11 protein-coding genes are annotated in these 17611 nt (G+C 71.0%); 7 read left to right on the forward strand and 4 right to left on the reverse strand.

Features of this window, described 5'->3' with window-relative positions:
* Positions 1–60 precede the first annotated feature (60 nt).
* The 3 genes from PSESU_RS00315 (at position 61) to purU (ending at position 3038) form a co-directional block, all read left to right on the forward strand.
* Entirely contained in the window at positions 61–918 is an 858-nt protein-coding gene (locus PSESU_RS00315) for an NAD-dependent protein deacetylase (RefSeq protein ID WP_013533756.1), read from the forward strand.
* A gap of 95 nt (positions 919–1013) precedes the next feature.
* The gene (locus PSESU_RS00320) at positions 1014–2108 is read left to right on the forward strand and encodes an NADH:flavin oxidoreductase/NADH oxidase (protein ID WP_041764240.1); all 1095 of its coding nucleotides are present in this window, start codon (positions 1014–1016) and stop codon (positions 2106–2108) included.
* A gap of 78 nt (positions 2109–2186) precedes the next feature.
* A complete protein-coding gene (gene purU, locus PSESU_RS00325) occupies positions 2187–3038 on the forward strand; it encodes a formyltetrahydrofolate deformylase (protein WP_013533758.1) in 852 nt (283 codons plus the stop codon).
* Positions 3039–3191: 153 nt separating this feature from the next.
* On the opposite strand, the gene PSESU_RS00330 is transcribed toward purU, so the two are convergent.
* A complete protein-coding gene (locus PSESU_RS00330; RefSeq protein ID WP_013533759.1) occupies positions 3192–3977 on the reverse strand; it encodes a TSUP family transporter in 786 nt (261 codons plus the stop codon).
* A gap of 165 nt (positions 3978–4142) precedes the next feature.
* Between PSESU_RS00330 and PSESU_RS00335 the strand changes: the two genes are divergently transcribed.
* Positions 4143–5447, forward strand: a complete 1305-nt coding sequence (locus tag PSESU_RS00335; protein WP_041763679.1) for an amidohydrolase — start codon at positions 4143–4145, stop codon at positions 5445–5447.
* Between the two features lie 13 nt (positions 5448–5460).
* Here the strand turns inward: PSESU_RS00335 and PSESU_RS00340 are convergent, their stop codons facing one another.
* Together PSESU_RS00340 and PSESU_RS00345 are read right to left on the reverse strand one after the other, a co-directional pair.
* Positions 5461–7188, reverse strand: coding sequence for an ExeM/NucH family extracellular endonuclease (locus PSESU_RS00340; RefSeq protein WP_013533761.1), 1728 nt, complete (start codon positions 7186–7188; stop codon positions 5461–5463).
* A 79-nt stretch (positions 7189–7267) separates the two neighbouring features.
* Positions 7268–7783 (reverse strand): c-type cytochrome, encoded by a 516-nt coding sequence (locus tag PSESU_RS00345; protein ID WP_041763681.1) that lies wholly within the window; start codon positions 7781–7783, stop codon positions 7268–7270.
* A 407-nt stretch (positions 7784–8190) separates the two neighbouring features.
* Here PSESU_RS00345 and PSESU_RS00350 point away from each other — a divergent pair, with 407 nt between their 5' ends.
* The 3 genes from PSESU_RS00350 (at position 8191) to PSESU_RS00360 (ending at position 13790) form a co-directional block, all read left to right on the forward strand.
* Positions 8191–10779, forward strand: a complete 2589-nt coding sequence (locus PSESU_RS00350; RefSeq protein WP_013533763.1) for a glycoside hydrolase family 3 protein — start codon at positions 8191–8193, stop codon at positions 10777–10779.
* A gap of 378 nt (positions 10780–11157) precedes the next feature.
* Positions 11158–12723, forward strand: coding sequence for a sodium/sugar symporter (locus PSESU_RS00355; RefSeq protein WP_013533764.1), 1566 nt, complete (start codon positions 11158–11160; stop codon positions 12721–12723).
* The gene (locus PSESU_RS00360) at positions 12720–13790 is read left to right on the forward strand and encodes a LacI family DNA-binding transcriptional regulator (protein ID WP_013533765.1); all 1071 of its coding nucleotides are present in this window, start codon (positions 12720–12722) and stop codon (positions 13788–13790) included. Before PSESU_RS00355 ends, PSESU_RS00360 begins: the two co-directional genes overlap by 4 nt.
* 28 nt (positions 13791–13818) lie before the next feature.
* Here the strand turns inward: PSESU_RS00360 and PSESU_RS00365 are convergent, their stop codons facing one another.
* Complete coding sequence (locus PSESU_RS00365) at positions 13819–17568, reverse strand: indolepyruvate ferredoxin oxidoreductase family protein (RefSeq protein WP_013533766.1); 3750 nt, start codon at positions 17566–17568, stop codon at positions 13819–13821.
* Positions 17569–17611: the final 43 nt, after the last annotated feature.

Below are 17611 nucleotides of genomic sequence, written 5' to 3' on the forward strand. Positions count from 1 at the left end.
TCGTGCAACATGTCCCCACCGCTCCTGTTCCCGCGCCTGCCGCGGCGCTGCCAACCACCGATGCACGCTTCCGCTCCCGCGCTACCGACCTTCGACGCCGCCGGCGGCGGAGCCGCGCTGGGCGACTTCATCGCCCGCCATCGCCGCCTGTTCGTGCTTACCGGCGCGGGCATCAGCACCGGCTCCGGCATTCCTGACTACCGCGACGCCGATGGCGGCTGGAAGCGGGTGCCGCCGATCACCTTCCAGGCCTTCACCGGCGACGACCATGTGCGCCGCCGCTACTGGGCCCGCAGCCTGGCCGGCTGGTCGCCGTTCGCCGCGGCCCGGCCGAATGCCGCCCACCATGCGCTGGCCGGACTGCAGGCACGCGGCCGCGTCGCCTGCCTGCTGACCCAAAACGTGGACGGCCTGCACCAGCGCGCCGGCAGTACCGGCGTGATCGACCTGCACGGGCGACTGGACCAGGTCGTGTGCCTGACCTGTGGCCTGCGCCAGCCGCGCGCCGGTTTCCAGCAGGAGCTGCTGGCGCGCAATCCCGGCTGGGAAACGCACATGGCCACGGTCGCGCCTGATGGCGACGCCGACCTGGAAGGCGTGGACTTCGCCGGCTTCGAGGTGCCCGGGTGCCTGGCATGTGCCGGCATGCTCAAGCCGGACGTGGTGTTCTTCGGCGAAAGCGTGCCGCGCGCGCGGGTCGAGCAGGCCACCGCCGCCCTGAACGGCAGTGACGCGATGCTGGTGGTCGGCTCCTCGCTGATGGTCTGGTCCGGCTTCCGCTTCGCCAGGATGGCGACCGAGGCAGGGATCCCGCTGGCGATCCTCAACCGCGGCCGCACTCGCGCCGACGGGCTGGCGGCGCTCAAGCTCGAGGCCGATTGCGTGCAGGTGCTGCCAGGGCTGGTCGACGCCGCCTAGATGCGGCGAACGTGGCGCGATGCTGCGATCCAGCCATGGCCTTGCACCCCGGTCGCCGCGGCGCTGCAATGCCCGGCCGCATCAAGGTACAGACCATGAGCCAGCTGTTCTCGCCGCTCCACCTCGGTCCCCTGGAACTGCTCAACCGGATCGTCATCGCGCCGATGTGCCAGTACTCGGCGCACGAGGGCGTGGTTTCGGACTGGCACCGCATCCACCTCGGCAACCTGGCCCTGTCCGGCGCTGGCCTGCTGATCCTGGAAGCCACCGCGGTGCAGGCCAACGGCCGCATCAGCCATGCCGACCTGGGCCTGTGGAACGATGACCAGGAAGCGGCGCTGGCGGCACTGGTGGCCTCGCTGCGGCGCTGGGCGCCGATCCCGCTGGGCATCCAGCTGGCCCATGCCGGACGCAAGGCCTCGACCGCGCGTCCATGGGAAGGCGGAGGTCCGATCGCCGCCGGCGAACCGGATGGCTGGACCACGGTATCCGCCTCCGCGCTGGCGTATGACGAGGGCCATCCGCTGCCCGGGGCGCTGGACGCGGCGGGCATCGAGGCCCTGGTCGAGGCCTTCGTCGATGCCGCGCGGCGCGCGGCGCGGATCGGCCTGGACCTGGTCGAGATCCACGCCGCCCACGGCTACCTGCTGCACCAGTTCCTGTCGCCGCTGTCCAACCAGCGCACCGACGAATACGGCGGCAGCCTGGAGAACCGCCTGCGCCTGCTGCTGCGGGTGTTCGACGCGGTGCGCGCGGCGCTGCCGGAACACGTGTCGGTCGGGGTGCGCATCTCCGCCACCGACTGGGTGGAGGGTGGCTGGGACCTGGAACAGAGCATCGCCCTGGCCCGCGAGCTGGACGCGCGCGGCTGCCACTTCATCCATGTCTCCAGCGGCGGCCTGGACCCGCGCCAGCAGATCGCCATCGGCCCGGGTTACCAGGTGCCATTCGCCGCCGCCATCCGCGAGCAGGTGCGGATGCCGGTGATCGCGGTCGGGCTGATCACCGGGGCCCGCCAGGCGGAGGCGATCGTCGCCGACGGCCAGGCCGATGCGGTGGCGCTGGCCCGCGGGATCCTCTACGACCCGCGCTGGCCCTGGCACGCCGCCGCCGAGCTCGGGGCGAAGGCCAAGGCCGCGCCGCAGTTCCTGCGCTGCGAGCCGCCCGGGGTCCGCGGCCTGTTCGGCTGAGCCGGGCGGCGCCGGGAGGGCGGTAACAGCTGCAACGGCCGCGCGCGGCGGCCGTCGCTCGCATACCATGGCGCGCCTATGCGCCACGACTACATCCTCGCCCTTTCCTGCCCGGACCGTACCGGCATCGTCTACCGCGTCTCCGGCCTGCTGTTCGGCCAGGGCTGCAACATCCTCGACGCCCAGCAGTTCGGCGACGAGGAGACCGGCCGCTTCTTCCTGCGCGTGCACTTCGAGCTGCCGGAACCGCAGGCGCTGGAAGGCGTCCGCGAACGCTTCGCCAACCTTGCCGGCGAGTTCGACATGGACTGGCAGCTGCACGACGCCCGCCGCCGCGCGCGCCTGCTGGTGCTGGTGAGCAGGCAGGGGCACTGCCTCAACGACCTGCTGTTCCGCGCCCACAGCGGCCAGCTGCGCGTGGACATCGCCGCGGTGGCCTCCAACCACCAGGACTTCGCCGCGCTGTCCGCCTCCTACGGCGTGCCGTTCCACCACCTGCCGGTGGATGCATCCAACCGCGGGGAGCAGGAGCAGGCGATCATCGACCTGGTCGAGCGCGAACAGGTCGACCTGGTGGTGCTGGCGCGCTACATGCAGATCCTGTCGCCGCGCCTGTGCGAGGCCCTGGCCGGGCGCGCGATCAACATCCACCACAGCTTCCTGCCGAGCTTCAAGGGCGCCCAGCCGTACCACCAGGCGCACGCGCGCGGGGTCAAGATCATCGGCGCCACCGCGCATTACGTGACCCCGGACCTGGACGAGGGCCCGATCATCGAGCAGGACGTGGCCCGCGTGGACCACGCCATGACCCCGCGCGACCTGGTCCGGGTCGGCAGCGACATCGAGTCGCAGGTGCTGGCGCGCGCGGTGCGCCGCCACGTCGAGCACCGCATCCTGCTCAACGGCCACAAGACCGTCGTCTTCCGCTGACACCACTCGCCTCTCCGGTGGGATGGCGTGTGCGCGCCTGCTGCAGCACACCCGCGTCCTGCAGCGCGGGTGGGGCGTCCGGCAATACCCGAATCCCGGGGGCTACCGGAGCCCAGGCCGCTGCGTCGCGGACGGACCTCTGCTTGATGCCCCTCAGGACCCCAGCCAGGTCCGCAGCGGATGCGCCGGGTCGGCGAGCAGCCGCAGTGCCAGCAGTACCGACACCGTCACCAGCAGCGGCTTGATCACCTTCGCGCCCTGGCGCATGGCGAAGCGCGAGCCCAGGCGTGCGCCCAGCACCTGGCCGGCGCCCATCACCAGGCCGACCTTCCACAGCACCGCGCCGGAAACCAGGAACACCACGAACGCGCCCAGGTTCGAGCCGAAGTTGAGGAACTTGGTGTGGGCGGTGGCCTTGAGGATGCCGTAGCCGGCCAGGCCGACGAAGCCCAGCATCAGGAACGAGCCGGTTCCCGGGCCGAACACGCCGTCGTAGAAGCCGATCACCGGCACGAAGGTGAGGGCGAAGGCCTTTTCGCTGATACGCCGCTGCCGTTCCACCGCGCCCACGTCCGGCTTCAGCCAGAAATACAGGGCGATGCCGAACAGAAGCAGCGGCAGCACGGCGCGCAGCCAGCTGCCCGGTACCACCGTCGCCAGCAGCGCACCGGCCACCGCGCCGGCGGCCGCGGTAAGCGCCATCGGCAGCTGCGCGCGCAGGTCGACGTGGCCATGGCGGGCATAGGTCCAGCTGGCCGTTCCCGCACCGAACAGCGACTGCAGCTTGTTGGTGCCCAGCACCTGCAGCGGCGGGATACCGGCCAGCAGCATGGCCGGGATGGTGATCATGCCGCCACCGCCGGCGATCGAGTCGATGAAGCCGGCCAGCAGGCCGGCAAGGAACAGCAGCAGCAACAGCTGCAGGGCAAGCTCGGGCATGGGGTGGGGGGCGCGACGCGCTGGTAGGAGCGACATTGTAGGCGCCGCCCGGTCCGACACCGGGCCAGGCGATGCAGCACCGCGTGCCGCCGTCGCCACGGCCAGCGGCTAACCTGTGGCCCTCTTCCCTTCGTCGCCGAGCCACCCATGCCGTGCAAGCCGCTCATGCATTCCCTCGCCCTGGCCTGCCTGCTCGCGCTGGGCGCCACGGCTCCGGCCGATGCGGCGGCGCCACGGCCCGAGGTCGACGCCGCGGCGGCGAAGCTGCAGGCGCAGGTGGTCCACTGGCGCCGCGACTTCCACCAGCACCCCGAGCTGTCCAACCGCGAGCAGCGCACCGGCCAGGTGATCGCGCGCGAGCTGGCGAAGATGGGCCTGGAGCCACGCACAGGCGTCGCCGGCCATGGCGTGGTCGCGGTGCTCAAGGGCGGCAGGCCTGGACCGCGGATCGCGCTGCGCGCGGACATGGACGCGCTGCCGGTGACCGAGCGCAACGACCTGCCGTTCGCGTCGAAGGCCACCGGCGAGTACCGAGGGCAGAAGGTCGGGGTGATGCATGCCTGTGGCCACGATGCGCACATGGCGATCCTGCTGGGCGTGGCCCGCGCCCTGGTCGACCGGCGCGCGCAGCTGCCGGGCGAGGTGATGTTCGTGTTCCAGCCGGCAGAGGAAGGCGCGCCTCCGGGCGAGCAGGGCGGCGCCCCGCTGATGCTGGAGCAGGGCCTGTTCGACGGATTCCGGCCGGAGGCGATCTTCGGCCTGCACGTGTTCTCCTCGGTCCAGGCCGGGAAGATCGCGGTGCGCGGCGGCCCGCTGATGGCCGCTTCCGACCGCTTCGGGATCAAGGTGATCGGCCGCCAGACCCATGGCTCGCGGCCGTGGGGCGGGATCGATCCGGTGGTGGCCGCCGCCGACATCGTCGGCAGTGCGCAGAGCATCGTCAGCCGCCGCACCGACATCGCCAGGTTGCCGGCGGTGGTGACCTTCGGCGCGATCAACGGCGGCGTGCGCTACAACATCATCCCCGACGAAGTGGAGATGGTCGGCACCATCCGCACCTTCGACCCTGGCATGCGCGAGGCGATCCTGGCCGACCTGCGCAATGTCGCCAGCCATGTCGCCGCCGCGCACGGGGCCAGGGTCGAGGCGCAGGTGCCGGACGGCGAGGGCAATCCGGCCACGGTCAACGATCCGGAACTGACCGCGCGGATGCTGCCCAGCCTGCAGGCCGCGGTGGGCGCGGAAAACGTCTACGAGCCGGCGCTGCAGATGGGTGCGGAGGACTTCGCGTACTACGCGAAGGAAGTGCCGGCGATGTTCTTCTTCGTCGGCGCCACCGCGCCGGGCATCGATCCGGAAACCGCGCCGGGCAACCACTCGCCGGAGTTCATGCTCGACGAGACGTCGCTGGACGTGGGCCTGCGCGCGCTGCTGCAGGTCTCGCTCGACTACCTGCACGGCCCCGGCTGAGCCGGGCGCGCGTTCAGAGGTCGAAACCCAGCAGCAGCGGGTCGTGGTCCGAGCTGCGCCACGGGCCCGGCTCGTTGCGCCCGGCGTAGCCGGCATCGTCCGGCTCGTCGGCATTGACGTGCCACTCGGCCGCGCCGCGCAGCGCCGGCACCAGGGACGGACTCAGCAGGGCATGGTCCAGGCGCCCGCTGAGGCCGTCGTAGACATAGCTCCACGGCCGCTCGATCCCGGCCGCGGCGAACGCGTCCACCCAGCCGCCCTCGCTGCGCAGCCAGTGCAGCGGGTCTTCCATGGCGTAGGCATTGAAGTCGCCAAGCATCACCACGCGACCGGCGCGGCTGCCGACCGGATGGGTCTTCAGCCACGCGTGCAGGCGCCGGGCCGAATCGGTGCGCAGCGCGTTCCAGCAGCCCTGGCCATCGCCACGGTCGGCATCTGCGCCGGTCGCCTCGCTGCAGCCCTTGGACTTGAGGTGGTTGGCGACCACGACCAGGTCGCGCTTGCCGCCCTTGCGCACGAAGGCCTGGGCGAGCGGCACGCGGCTGCGCTCGCCGAATGGGCCACCTTCCAGCACCGCCGGTTCGCCCCTGGCGACCACGCGGTCGGCGCGGTAGATCAGGCCGACGCGGATGGTGTCGCCGCCTGGGCCGTGGCCGGCGTCGACGAAGCGCCACTGCGCGCCATCGGCGTTGAGCGCGTCCACCAGCTGGGCGATGCTCGACTCCGGGCCGTAGCCGTCGTTCTCCAGCTCCATCAGCGCGGCGATGTCCGGGTCCAGGCCGTGCACGGTCGCCACCAGCTTGGCCAGCTGCGCCTGCATCGCCGCGTGGGTCCTGGCGCCGCGCTTCGTCGGGAAGCCGCCGCCGCGACCGTCGCCATTGAACAGGTTTTCCAGGTTGAACGCGGCCACCTTGAGCGTGCCGGGCACGCGTGGCGGCTGCGGGCGCCCGGCCGCCTGCAGCTGCAGCGGCTGCTCGACCTGGATCCGCCAGCTGCCATGGCGGCGCTCGAGGATGCCTTCCACGCCCTGGACGATGCTGCCCACCCGCGGCGTGCTGGCCTCGCCGAGGTACGGGATGGACTGCGGATCGCGCTGGCCGCTGCCGTCGTCCAGCAGCAGCCGCTGGCGGGCATTGGCCGCGGCCAGGCGGGCATGCTCGGGAGTGCCGGGCAGGGCGATCTCGCTGGGTTGCCACTGGCGCCCGGCGAAGCTCACGGTGAGCTCGCCATAGCGTTCCAGCGCATGGGTGCCGGTGACCGTGAGCGGCGCCTCGATGCGCACGCGCATGCCCTCCAGCGGTTCCCAGCTGGAAGGCAGCGCCGATACCCGCACCGGTTCGGCCGGAACCGCGGCGCGGCACGGGCCGATCGATGCTGCCGCCAGCGCGCGCAGGCGGTCGGCGCCGGCGCGCAGCTCGACCAGTTCGCCGCTGGCCTGGCAGTGCATGCCCGGGCCGAAGCCCGGCGGCACCGCCAGCTCCGGTCCCGCCTGGACCAGCAGCGCGTCCGGCGTGGCCGGGTCGCTGTCGCCGGCGTCCTGCAGGTAGAAGCCGCCCAGGCCGGCGCGGAAATCGCCGGTGACAACGCCCTCGACCCGCAGCGGGCCGGTGGGTGCTTCGCCGCGGGCAAGGCTGCCAAGGGCGGAGGAGGCGGGCCCGGCCAGCGCCAGCGGCGGCGCGAGCAGGAGCGTGGCCAGCAGGAGGCGGGCGGGCCCCGGCAGGGAACGGCGGCGGTACTGCATTGTTGATCCTCGGCCCGGCGGGGCCCGGAAACGCGGACGCCGCCCTGGGGCGGCGTCCATGGTGTCCATGCGGGCTGGCTTACTTGAGGTTGTCCAGCATCCAGTCGACCGTGGCGTGGACCTGCTCCTCGGTCAGGGCCGGGTTGCCGCCCTTCGGGGGCATCACGCCGGCATTGCCGGTGAAGCCCTCGACGGCGTGCTTGTACAGCGTGTCCTTGCCCTGGGCGATGCGCGCGTTCCAGTCGCCGCGAGCCAGGGTCGGGGCATTGCCGACGCCGTTGGTGTGGCAGGCGCCGCAGAGGTTCTGGAAGATCACCGAGCCGTCGGTGGTGCCGCCGTAGGCGACCTGCGAGGCGGCGGCGGCAGCGGCGGCGGCCGCGGCGGCGGCTTGGGCGGCAGCGCCGGTGTCACCGGCGTACACCGCGCCTGCCGGAGCGATGCGCTCCTGGGTGCGGGCGGCGGCCGAGGCCGAGACCTCCGGCGGAATGCGGCCATGCAGGTGGTACGCCAGCAGGATCAGCCCCAGGGTGATCAGGCCAAGCATGCCCAGGACCATCGAGAAACGCTTCAGGAATTCCAGGTCGTAGTTGCGCACATCGCATCCTATTGGCGAGCGGCCCGGCGGCCACAGCTCGCCGATTATAGGGATGGACGCGCCGGCTTCGGAAGCGGCCCGCCGGACGGCGTCCCGGAACGGCACCGGCCGGGGCCCCGGGAGCGGGCGCGGGCAACGCATTTCCCTGTTGCGTCGCAGCACGTTCCGTGCCCCGCAGCGGCGACTGCCGGGACGCCCATTGCACCGGGCGGCGTACGGATCGCCCGACAGGCCGGGGTTATCCCGTCGGACCCCGCCGGCACGGGCTCCATGGGCCCGCGCACGGTTGTGCCACGTGGATTGACAGCGCTGACAGTTTGGCCGGAGCCTCTGCGCCGGACCGCTCCGTGGGCCGGGAGGGCAATGGCCGCGCGGAGCCGGGATAACGTCACCAGGGAGGAACAACCTTGAGCAGCAAGCTTGCTGGCGCGCGTGCGCCCGCCACCCGGATCGGTACGACCCTGGCCATGGCCGTCGCCGTGGCCCTGCTGGGCGGCTGCGGCAGGAGCGAGGCCGACACCTCGGCCCCCGCCGCGACCCCTGCCGCCGCCGATGGCAGCATCAATCCCGACAGCTGGCCGCAGGTCGAGTGGCCGCTCAAGGCCGACCCGGAGATCGAGAAGAAGATCGACGAGCTGCTGGCCAGCATGACCCTCGAGGAGAAGGTCGGCCAGGTCGTGCAGGGCGACATCGCCTCGCTGACCCCCGAGGACGTGCGCAAGTACCGCCTCGGCTCGGTCCTGGCCGGCGGCAGCTCCGATCCCGGTGGCAAGTACAACGCCAGGCCGGAAGAGTGGCTGAAGCTGGCCGACGCCTTCTGGGAGGCGTCGATGGACACCTCCGGCGGCGGCAAGGCGATCCCGGTGATCTGGGGCATCGACGCCATGCACGGCCAGAGCAACGTGGTCGGCGCGACCCTGTTCCCGCACAACGTCGGCCTGGGCGCCACCCGCAACATCGAACTGCAGCGGCGGATCGGCGAGATCACCGCGCAGGAGACCCGCACCACCGGCATGGAGTGGACCTTCGCCCCGACCGTGGCGGTGCCGCAGGACGTGCGCTGGGGCCGTGCCTACGAGGGTTATTCGGAGAATCCGCAGCTGGTGGCCGATTTCGCCCGGGCGATGGTCGAAGGTCTGCAGGGCAAGGCCGGCGCGCCGGACTTCCTCGACGACCGCCACGTGATGGTCTCGGTCAAGCATTTCCTCGGCGACGGCGGCACCAGCAACGGCCGCGACCAGGGCGACACCCTGGCCACCGAGCAGGAACTGCGCGAGATCCACGCCGCCGGCTACGTCACCGCGATCAATGCCGGTGCGCAGGCGGTGATGGCCTCGTTCAACAGCTACCACGGCACCAAGCTGCACGGCCACAAGCCGCTGCTGACCGACGTGCTCAAGGGCCGCTTCAACTTCAACGGCTTCGTGGTCGGCGACTGGAACGGCCACGGCCAGATCCCCGGCTGCAGCAACGACGACTGCCCCGCCACCTTCGCAGCCGGCCTGGACATGGCCATGGCCCCGGACAGCTGGAAGGGCATGTACGAGACCACCCTGGCCGCGGTGCGTGACGGCACGCTCGCGCAGGAGCGCCTGGACGATGCGGTGCGCCGCATCCTGCGGGTGAAGTTCCTGATGGGCCTGTTCGACAAGCCCAAGCCCTCCGAGCGCGCGCTGGGCGGCAAGTTCGAGCTGCTGGGGGCGCCGGAGCATCGCGAGGTCGCCCGCCAGGCGGTGCGCGAGTCGCTGGTGCTGCTGAAGAACCAGGGCGGCCTGCTGCCGCTGTCGCCGAAGCAGCGCGTGCTGGTCGCCGGCGACGGTGCCGACAACCTGGCCAAGCAGGCCGGCGGCTGGACCCTCACCTGGCAGGGCACCGGCACCACCCGCGCCGACTTCCCGAACGCCGATTCGATCTGGCAGGGCCTGGAGCGCGCGGTCAAGGCCGCCGGCGGCAACGCCGAGCTGGCGGTGGACGGCAAGTACAAGGCCAAGCCGGACGTGGCCGTGGTCGTGTTCGGCGAGGAGCCCTACGCCGAGTTCCAGGGCGACATCGCCAACCTGCTGTACAAGCCGGGCAACGACGCCGACCTGGAGCTGATCAAGCGCCTGAAGGCCGATGGGATCCCGGTGGTGGCGGTGTTCCTGACCGGCCGGCCGCTGTGGATGAACCGCGAGATCAACGCCGCCGACGCCTTCGTGGTCGCCTGGCTGCCGGGTTCGGAGGGCGCCGGCGTGGCCGACGTCCTGCTGCGCAAGGCCGATGGCAGCGTCGCCCACGACTTCAAGGGCAAGCTGAGCTTCTCCTGGCCGGCGCAGGCCACCGAGGGCAACGTGCGTTCGCCGGACTACAAGGCGCTGTTCCCGTTCGGCCACGGCCTGACCTACGCCGACAAGGGCGACCTGGACGCGCTGCCGGAAGACTCCGGCATCGACGGCCTGCATGCCGCCCCCGGCGTGTACTTCTCCAACGCCATGCTGGCCCCGGGCCTGGCGATGCGCGTGGAGAACGCGCAGAACCACACCGCCCAGATCACCACCGTACCAGCCCGCCTGCACGACGGCAGCATCGAGGTGACCGCGGTCGACCACCAGCGCCAGGAGGACTCGCGCCGCTTCGCCTGGTCGGGCACCACCCCGGCCACCGTTTCGGTCTATGCCGAGCCGGCGGTGGACCTGTCGCGCGAGACCAACGGCGACCTGCTGCTGGTGCTGACCGTGCGCCCGGATTCGATCCCGGCCAGCGGCAAGCTCGGCATCAGCGCCGGCCGCGGCCAGCCGGTGTCGCTGCGCGAATCGCTGGCGGCGCTGCCGGCCGGTGAGTGGACCACCGTGGGCGTGCCGCTGAAGTGCCTGGCCCACGCCGGCGCCGATGCCTCCGCGCTGGACGTGCTGCTGCGCCTGCATGGCGATGCCGAGGCGGCGCTGTCGGTGTCGCGCGTGGCCATCGGTGCGGTCAGCGAGGCCGAGCACATCGTCGACTGCCCGCGCGGCGAGTAAGGCCCGAAGGGCCGGCGGATCGCATCCGCCGGCCCTTTCTCCATCTCCAGCCGACGCATCGCAGGCTGGACGTTTCGCGCAAAACTTTGCTGCATCGCAGTGGCCGCCGTGCCCTGCGCATGGCCCGCAGCACGCAGCCACGCGCCCCGCGGCGGGCAATGCGGGCAGCCGCAGCAGCCCGGCGCCATCGCGTTTGACAGCGCTGGCCGGGGCATCGATAAGACAGCGCTGTCAGGCCTGGGGGACAACGTCGTGCGCGCTATCGGCGCGGCGACCACGGCGCGGGAACGCATCGCGCGAACCGCCGGCCTCCGTGGCCCACCAACTGCACGCGGCGACCCCAGGGTCGCCGGCCCGATTGATCGCGGAGGAACCCGAGTGAGACTTGCGACGCTGGACATCGCCATCGTGCTTGCCTACCTGGCAGGCATCTTCATCCTCGCGCAGGTGGTCTCGCGCGAGAAGGCCGGCCACCAGAAGTCGGCCAGCGACTACTTCCTGGCCAGCCGCTCGCTGCCGTGGTGGGCCATCGGCGCCTCGCTGATCGCGGCCAACATCTCGGCCGAGCAGATCATCGGCATGTCCGGATCCGGTTACGCCATCGGCCTGGCCATCGCCTCCTACGAGTGGATGGCGGCGGCCACGCTGCTGATCGTCGGCAAGTTCTTCCTGCCGATCTTCCTGCGCAACAAGATCTACACGATGCCGCAGTTCCTCGAGGAACGTTACGGCACCAGCATCCGCACGCTCATGGCCGTGTTCTGGCTGGGCCTGTACGTGTTCGTGAACATCACCTCGATCCTGTGGCTGGGCGCGATCGCGGTGAACCAGGTCACCGGCATGGACCAGATGACCGCGGTGGTGCTGATCGGTGTGTTCGCGCTGGTGTACCAGCTCTACGGCGGACTCAAGGCGGTGGCGCTGACCGACATCGTCCAGGTCACCCTGCTGGTGCTGGGCGGCCTGCTGGTCGCGGGCCTGACCCTGAGCAAGCTCGGCGACGGCGCGGGCATCGCCGCCGGCTTCAGCCGCCTGTGGGCCGAGCATCCCGGCCACTTCGAGATGATCCTCAGCAAGGACAACCCGTTCTACAAGGACCTGCCGGGCATCAGCGTGCTGGTCGGCGGCATGTGGATCATGAATGTCAGCTACTGGGGCTTCAACCAGTACATCATCCAGCGCGCGCTGGCCGCCAAGGACCTGAAGGAAGCGCAGAAGGGCGTGCTGTTCGCCGCGTTCCTGAAGCTGCTGATGCCGGTGATCGTGGTGGTGCCGGGCATCGCCGCGGTGATGCTGGCGCCCACGCTGGACCGGCCCGACCAGGCCTACCCGACGATGATGGGCCTGCTGCCCACCGGCATCCTCGGCCTGGTGTTCGCCGCGCTGGTGGCGGCGATCGTGGCCTCGCTGGCGTCCAAGATCAATTCGGTGGCGACCATCTTCACCCTGGACTTCTACGCCAAGATGCGTCCGGATTCGGAGCAGCCGAAGCTGGTGCGGGTGGGTCGCATCGTCGCCGCGCTGTCGGTGCTGGTCGGCATCCTCGCCGCCAGGCCACTGCTGGGCAGCTTCGACCAGGCCTTCCAGTACATCCAGGAATACACCGGCTTCTTCACCCCGGGCATCGTGGTGATCTTCATGCTCGGCCTGTTCTGGAAGCGCGCCAACCAGGCCGGTGCACTGGCCGCGGCGATCGGCTCGTTCGTGCTGTCGGTGGTGCTCAAGCTGGCCTGGCCAGGCCTGCCGTTCATCGACCGCGTCGGCCTGGTGTTCCTGCTCGCCCTGGCCCTGGCCGTGGTGGTCTCGCTGGCCACCGCGCCGCAGCGCGAGGGCAGCGACCTGATCCGCACCGACGACGTCAGCTATTCGACCACCGCCGGCTTCAACTTCGGCGCCCTCGGCGTGGTCGCCATCCTGGTGGCGCTGTACGCGATCTTCTGGTGAACGCCGGGCCGGCCAGCGACGACGGGATCCGCGCCCAGCGCACGGGGCATGCCCCGGCGCGGGCCCGGATCGAGGACGTGGCCACGGCGGCCGGCGTCTCGATGAAGACCGTCTCGCGCGTGCTCAACAACGAGCCGGGCGTGCGCGAGTCGACCCGGCAGCGCGTGCGCGAGGTGGTGGCGGCGCTCAACTACCGTCCCGATCCTTCCGCGCGCAGCCTGGCCGGCAACCGCTCCTACCTGGTCGCGCTGCTGTACGACAACCCGTCGCCGAACTACCTGATGGAAGTGGTGACCGGCGTGGTCGATGCCTGCGAGGCGCACCACTACGGCATGGTCATGCAGCCGGTGGCGTACCAGTCGCCGGGGTGCGTGGAAACCGTGGACAACCTGCTCTCCGGCTCGCGCCTGGACGGGCTGATCCTGACCCCGCCGCTGACCGACAGCGAGGCCCTGCTGGACCGGCTGGACGAGCGCGGCATCCCGTTCACCTGCATCTCGCCGTACAAGCGCGAGGGCCGCATCGGCGTGACCCTGGACGAGCACGACGCGGTCTGCGAGCTGGTCGCGCACCTGGTCGCGCTGGGGCATACCCGGATCGGACACGTGCGCGGGCATCCGGACCACGGGGCCAGCGAATGGCGGCTGGCCGGCTACCGTACCGCGCTGCGCCGTGCCGGCCTGCTCTACGACCCGGAGCTGGTGGTGCACGGCGAGTTCTCGTTCGACTCCGGCCTGGAGGCCGGGCGCCGCCTGCTGTCGCTGCAGCCGCGGCCGACCGCGATCTTCGCCGCCAACGACGACATGGCCGCCGGCGTGATGCGCGCGGCCAGCGAGATGGGCCTGCGGGTGCCGGCCGAGGTCTCGGTCTGCGGCTTCGACAACACGCCCATCTCCAAGCACATCTTCCCGCAGCTGACCACGGTGCAGCAGCCGACCCGGGACATGGCCCAGGTCGCGACCATGCAGCTGCTGGCATCGATCCGCGACCGCGGCGCCGGCAGCATGGTGCACATGCCCTACGCGCTGCAGCTGCGCGATTCCACCGGTCCGGCGCCGGCCGCCTGAGCAACCGGCCAGGCCTGCCGTGCCGCCCTCAGGCGGCGTCGGCGTGCAGCACCACCCGCAGCGGGTTGTCCCATTCGCGCAGCAGCTCGGCTTCGCGCGACTTGGCCGCGTGCAGGTGTGCTTCCTTGACGTGGCCGTAGCCGCGGATCTGGTCAGGGATGCTGGCGATCTGCGCGGCCAGGCCGACGTTGCCGGCGTCCAGCTTCTGCAGCAGGCGCTCGATGGTGGCGAAGTAGTCCTCGACCAGCTGGCGCTCCATGCGCCGCTCGGCGGTGCGGCCGAACGGATCGAACGCGGTGCCGCGCAGGAACTTCAGCCTGGCCAGCCAGCGGAACGCGGTGAACACCCACGGCCCGTACTCGCGCTTGACCAGGCGACCCTGCTCGTCCCTCTTCGCCAGCAGCGGCGGGGCGAGGTGGAAGTGCAGGCGGTAGTCGCCCTCGAACTGCTGCTGCAGGCGCCGCTGGAAGTGGCCGCCCGTGTACAGGCGCGCGACCTCGTACTCGTCCTTGTACGCCATCAGCTTGAACGCGTAGCGCGCCACCGCTTCGGTCAGCGCGGTCGAGCCGGGCACGCGCGCGCTCTCGGCGGCGCGGACCTTCTCCACCAGCTTCGTGTAGCGCTCGGCGTAGGCGCGGTCCTGGTAGGCGGTCAGGAACACGCGGCGGCGTTCGACCAGTTCCTCCAGGCTGCGCGACAGGCGCAGGTCGTCCAGCGGCAGCGGGGCGACGTTGCCGGTGGCGGTATCCAGCGGCGAGGCCTGGCCATTGCCCGCGGCATCGGCCGCCAGCGCCGGCAGCCCGCGCCATTCGCGTCCGCCGGTGGCCGGGCGCGGCGCGCTGGTGCTGCCCCATTCGCTGCCTTCCCAGTCGCCCGGCGGCAGCACCTGCAGGTCGTCGGCAAATTCCTCCGCCGCGGTGACCGGGTTGGCGACCAGGCCGGCGGCCTTGGCCACCGCCTCCGGATCCACGGCCGCCAGGCGGCCCCAGGCGAAGGCCTGCCTGTTCATCTCCACTGCGGCGCCGTTTAGCTCGATCGCGCGCATCAGCGCGCCCTCGGACAGCGGCACCAGGCCCAGCTGCCAGGCGTAGCCGAGCATGAACAGGTTGGTGGCGATGGCGTCGCCCAGCAGCGCGGTGGCCAGCTGGGTGGCGTCGATCAGGCGCGGCTCGCGCCCGCCCAGTGCCAGCTTCACCCCGGCGATGATCTCGGCGGCGGGGAAGTGCAGGTCCGGCTGGGTGGTGAAGGTGCCGGGCATCGCCTCGTAGGTGTTGAGCACCACTTCGGAGCGCTCGGGGCGGACCTTGGACAGCGCCCAGTAGTCGTTGACCACGACCATGTCGCAGCCCAGCACCAGGTCGGCCTCGCCGGCGGCGATGCGCACGGCATGGATGTCGCCCGGCGTGCGCGCAAGGCGGATGTGGGTGGTGACCGCGCCGCCCTTCTGCGCCAGGCCGGTCTGGTCGAGCACGGTGGCGCCCTTGCCTTCCAGGTGCCCGGCCATGCCCAGCAGGGCACCGATGGTCACCACGCCGGTGCCGCCGACGCCGGTGATCAGGATGTTCCAGGGACGCTCGAGATCAGTGCGCCGAGGGGGTGCCGGCAGGTTGTCGAGCAGGGATTCGGCCGCGGCACGCGGACCCTTGCGCGGCTTGCCGCCATGCACGGTGACGAAACTGGGGCAGAAGCCGTTGACGCAGCTGTAGTCCTTGTTGCAGTTGGACTGGTCGATCTGGCGCTTGCGCCCGAACTCGGTCTCCTGCGGCAGCACCGACACGCAGAAGCTCTTCTGCCCGCAGTCGCCGCAGCCCTCGCATACCAGGGTGTTGACCATCACCCGCTTCTGCGGGTCCTCGAGCTTGCCGCGCTTGCGGCGGCGACGCTTCTCGGTGGCACAGGTCTGGTCGTAGATCAGGATGGACACGCCCTTGACCTGGCGCAGGCGCTGCTGGACCGCGTCGAGTTCGGCGCGGTCGTGGAACTCCATGCCCGGCGGGAACAGTTCGCGCTTGTGCCAGCGCGAGATGTCGTCGCTGACCAGGACGATGGTGTCGATGCCCTCGGCACGCATCTGCCAGGCGATGTCCGGCACCGTCAGGGTGCCGTCCACCGGCTGGCCGCCGGTCATGGCCACCGCGTCGTTGTAGAGGATCTTGTAGGTGATGTTCACCTTCGCGGCGACGGCCTGGCGGATCGCCAGCGAGCCACTGTGGAAGTAGGTGCCGTCGCCGAGGTTCTGGAACACGTGCTCGGTTTCGGTGAACGGTGCCTGGCCCGCCCAGGTGACGCCCTCGCCACCCATATGGGTGAAGGTGTCGGTGGAGCGGTCCATCCAGGTGACCATGTAATGGCAGCCGATGCCCGCCAGCGCGCGCGAACCTTCCGGCACGCGGGTGCTGGTGTTGTGCGGGCAGCCGGAGCAGTAGTGCGGCACGCGTGGGAACTGCGCGCGCGGCAGTGCCATCTCCGCTTCCTTCTCCTCCATCCAGTGCAGGCGCTGTTCGATCGACTCCGTCGTGAAAAAGCGCTGGATGCGGCGGCCGATCACCCCGGCGATGGTGGCCGGGGTCAGCTCGCCGGTGGACGGCAGGATCCACTCCCCGGCCTCGTCGTACTTGCCGACGATGCTCGGGCGCCGGCCCCAGGCCTCCGGCCAGTTGTAGAACTGCTCCTTCATCTGCCGCTCGATGAAGGCCCGCTTTTCCTCCACCACGACGATGTCCTCCAACCCGCGGGCGAAGGCGGCGATGCCCTGCGGCTCCAGCGGCCAGGTCATGCCGACCTTGTACACGCGGATGCCGATGTCGCGGCACGCTTCCTCGTCCAGGCCCAGGTATTCCAGCGCCTGAAGCACGTCCAGGTAGCTCTTGCCGGTGGTGACGATGCCCAGCCGCGCGCGCGGCGAGTCCATCACGATGCGGTCGATGTTGTTCGCGCGGGCGAAGGCCTGCGCCGCGCGCACCGCGTAGCGGTGCAGGCGCATCTCCTGGTCCAGCGGCGGATCCGGCCAGCGGATGTTGAGCCCGCCCGGCGGCAGCTCGAAGTCCCCGGGCAGCACGATCTGGCGCGCGAACGGATCCACGTCCACCGACGCGGACGACTCCACCGTCTCGGCGATGGTCTTGAAGCCGATCCAGCGGCCCGTGTAGCGGCTCATCGCCCAGCCGACCAGGCCCAGGTCGAGGATGTCCTGCACGCCTGCCGGATTGAGTACCGGCATCATCGCGCTGACGAACTCATCCTCGCTGCCGTGCGGCAGGGTGGAACTGCGGCAGGCGTGGTCGTCGGCGGCCAGCGCCAGTACGCCACCGTACTTCGAGGTGCCGGCAGCATTGCCGTGCTTGAACACGTCGCCGCAGCGGTCGACACCGGGGCCCTTGCCGTACCACATGGCGTAGACGCCCTCGACCTTCGCGCCCGGGAACAGGTTGGTCTGCTGCGTGCCCCAGACCATGGTCGCGCCGAGGTCCTCGTTGAGGCCCGGCTGGAACCGCACCTTCGCTTCTTCCAGGTGCTTGCGCGCGCGCCACAGCTCCAGGTCGAAGCCGCCCAGCGGGCTGCCACGGTAGCCGCTGATGAAGCCCGCCGTGTTGAAGCCCGCCGCGGTATCGCGCAGCTGCTGCATCAGCGGCAGGCGCACCAGCGCCTGCACGCCGCTCAGGTAGATGCGGCCATCGCGGCGGGTGTAGCGGTGCTCCAGGGTGTAGTCGGCGTCGAAGCTGTCGAGCCCGGGCTGGTTGGCGGACGCGGGCGATGTCAATTCGGCGGTGCTGGTCATCACAGGCCTTGGAGCGTTGGCTGGCCGGGCACCCGGCGATAGC

This window comes from Pseudoxanthomonas suwonensis 11-1, assembly GCF_000185965.1.
Lineage (GTDB): Bacteria > Pseudomonadota > Gammaproteobacteria > Xanthomonadales > Xanthomonadaceae > Pseudoxanthomonas > Pseudoxanthomonas suwonensis_A.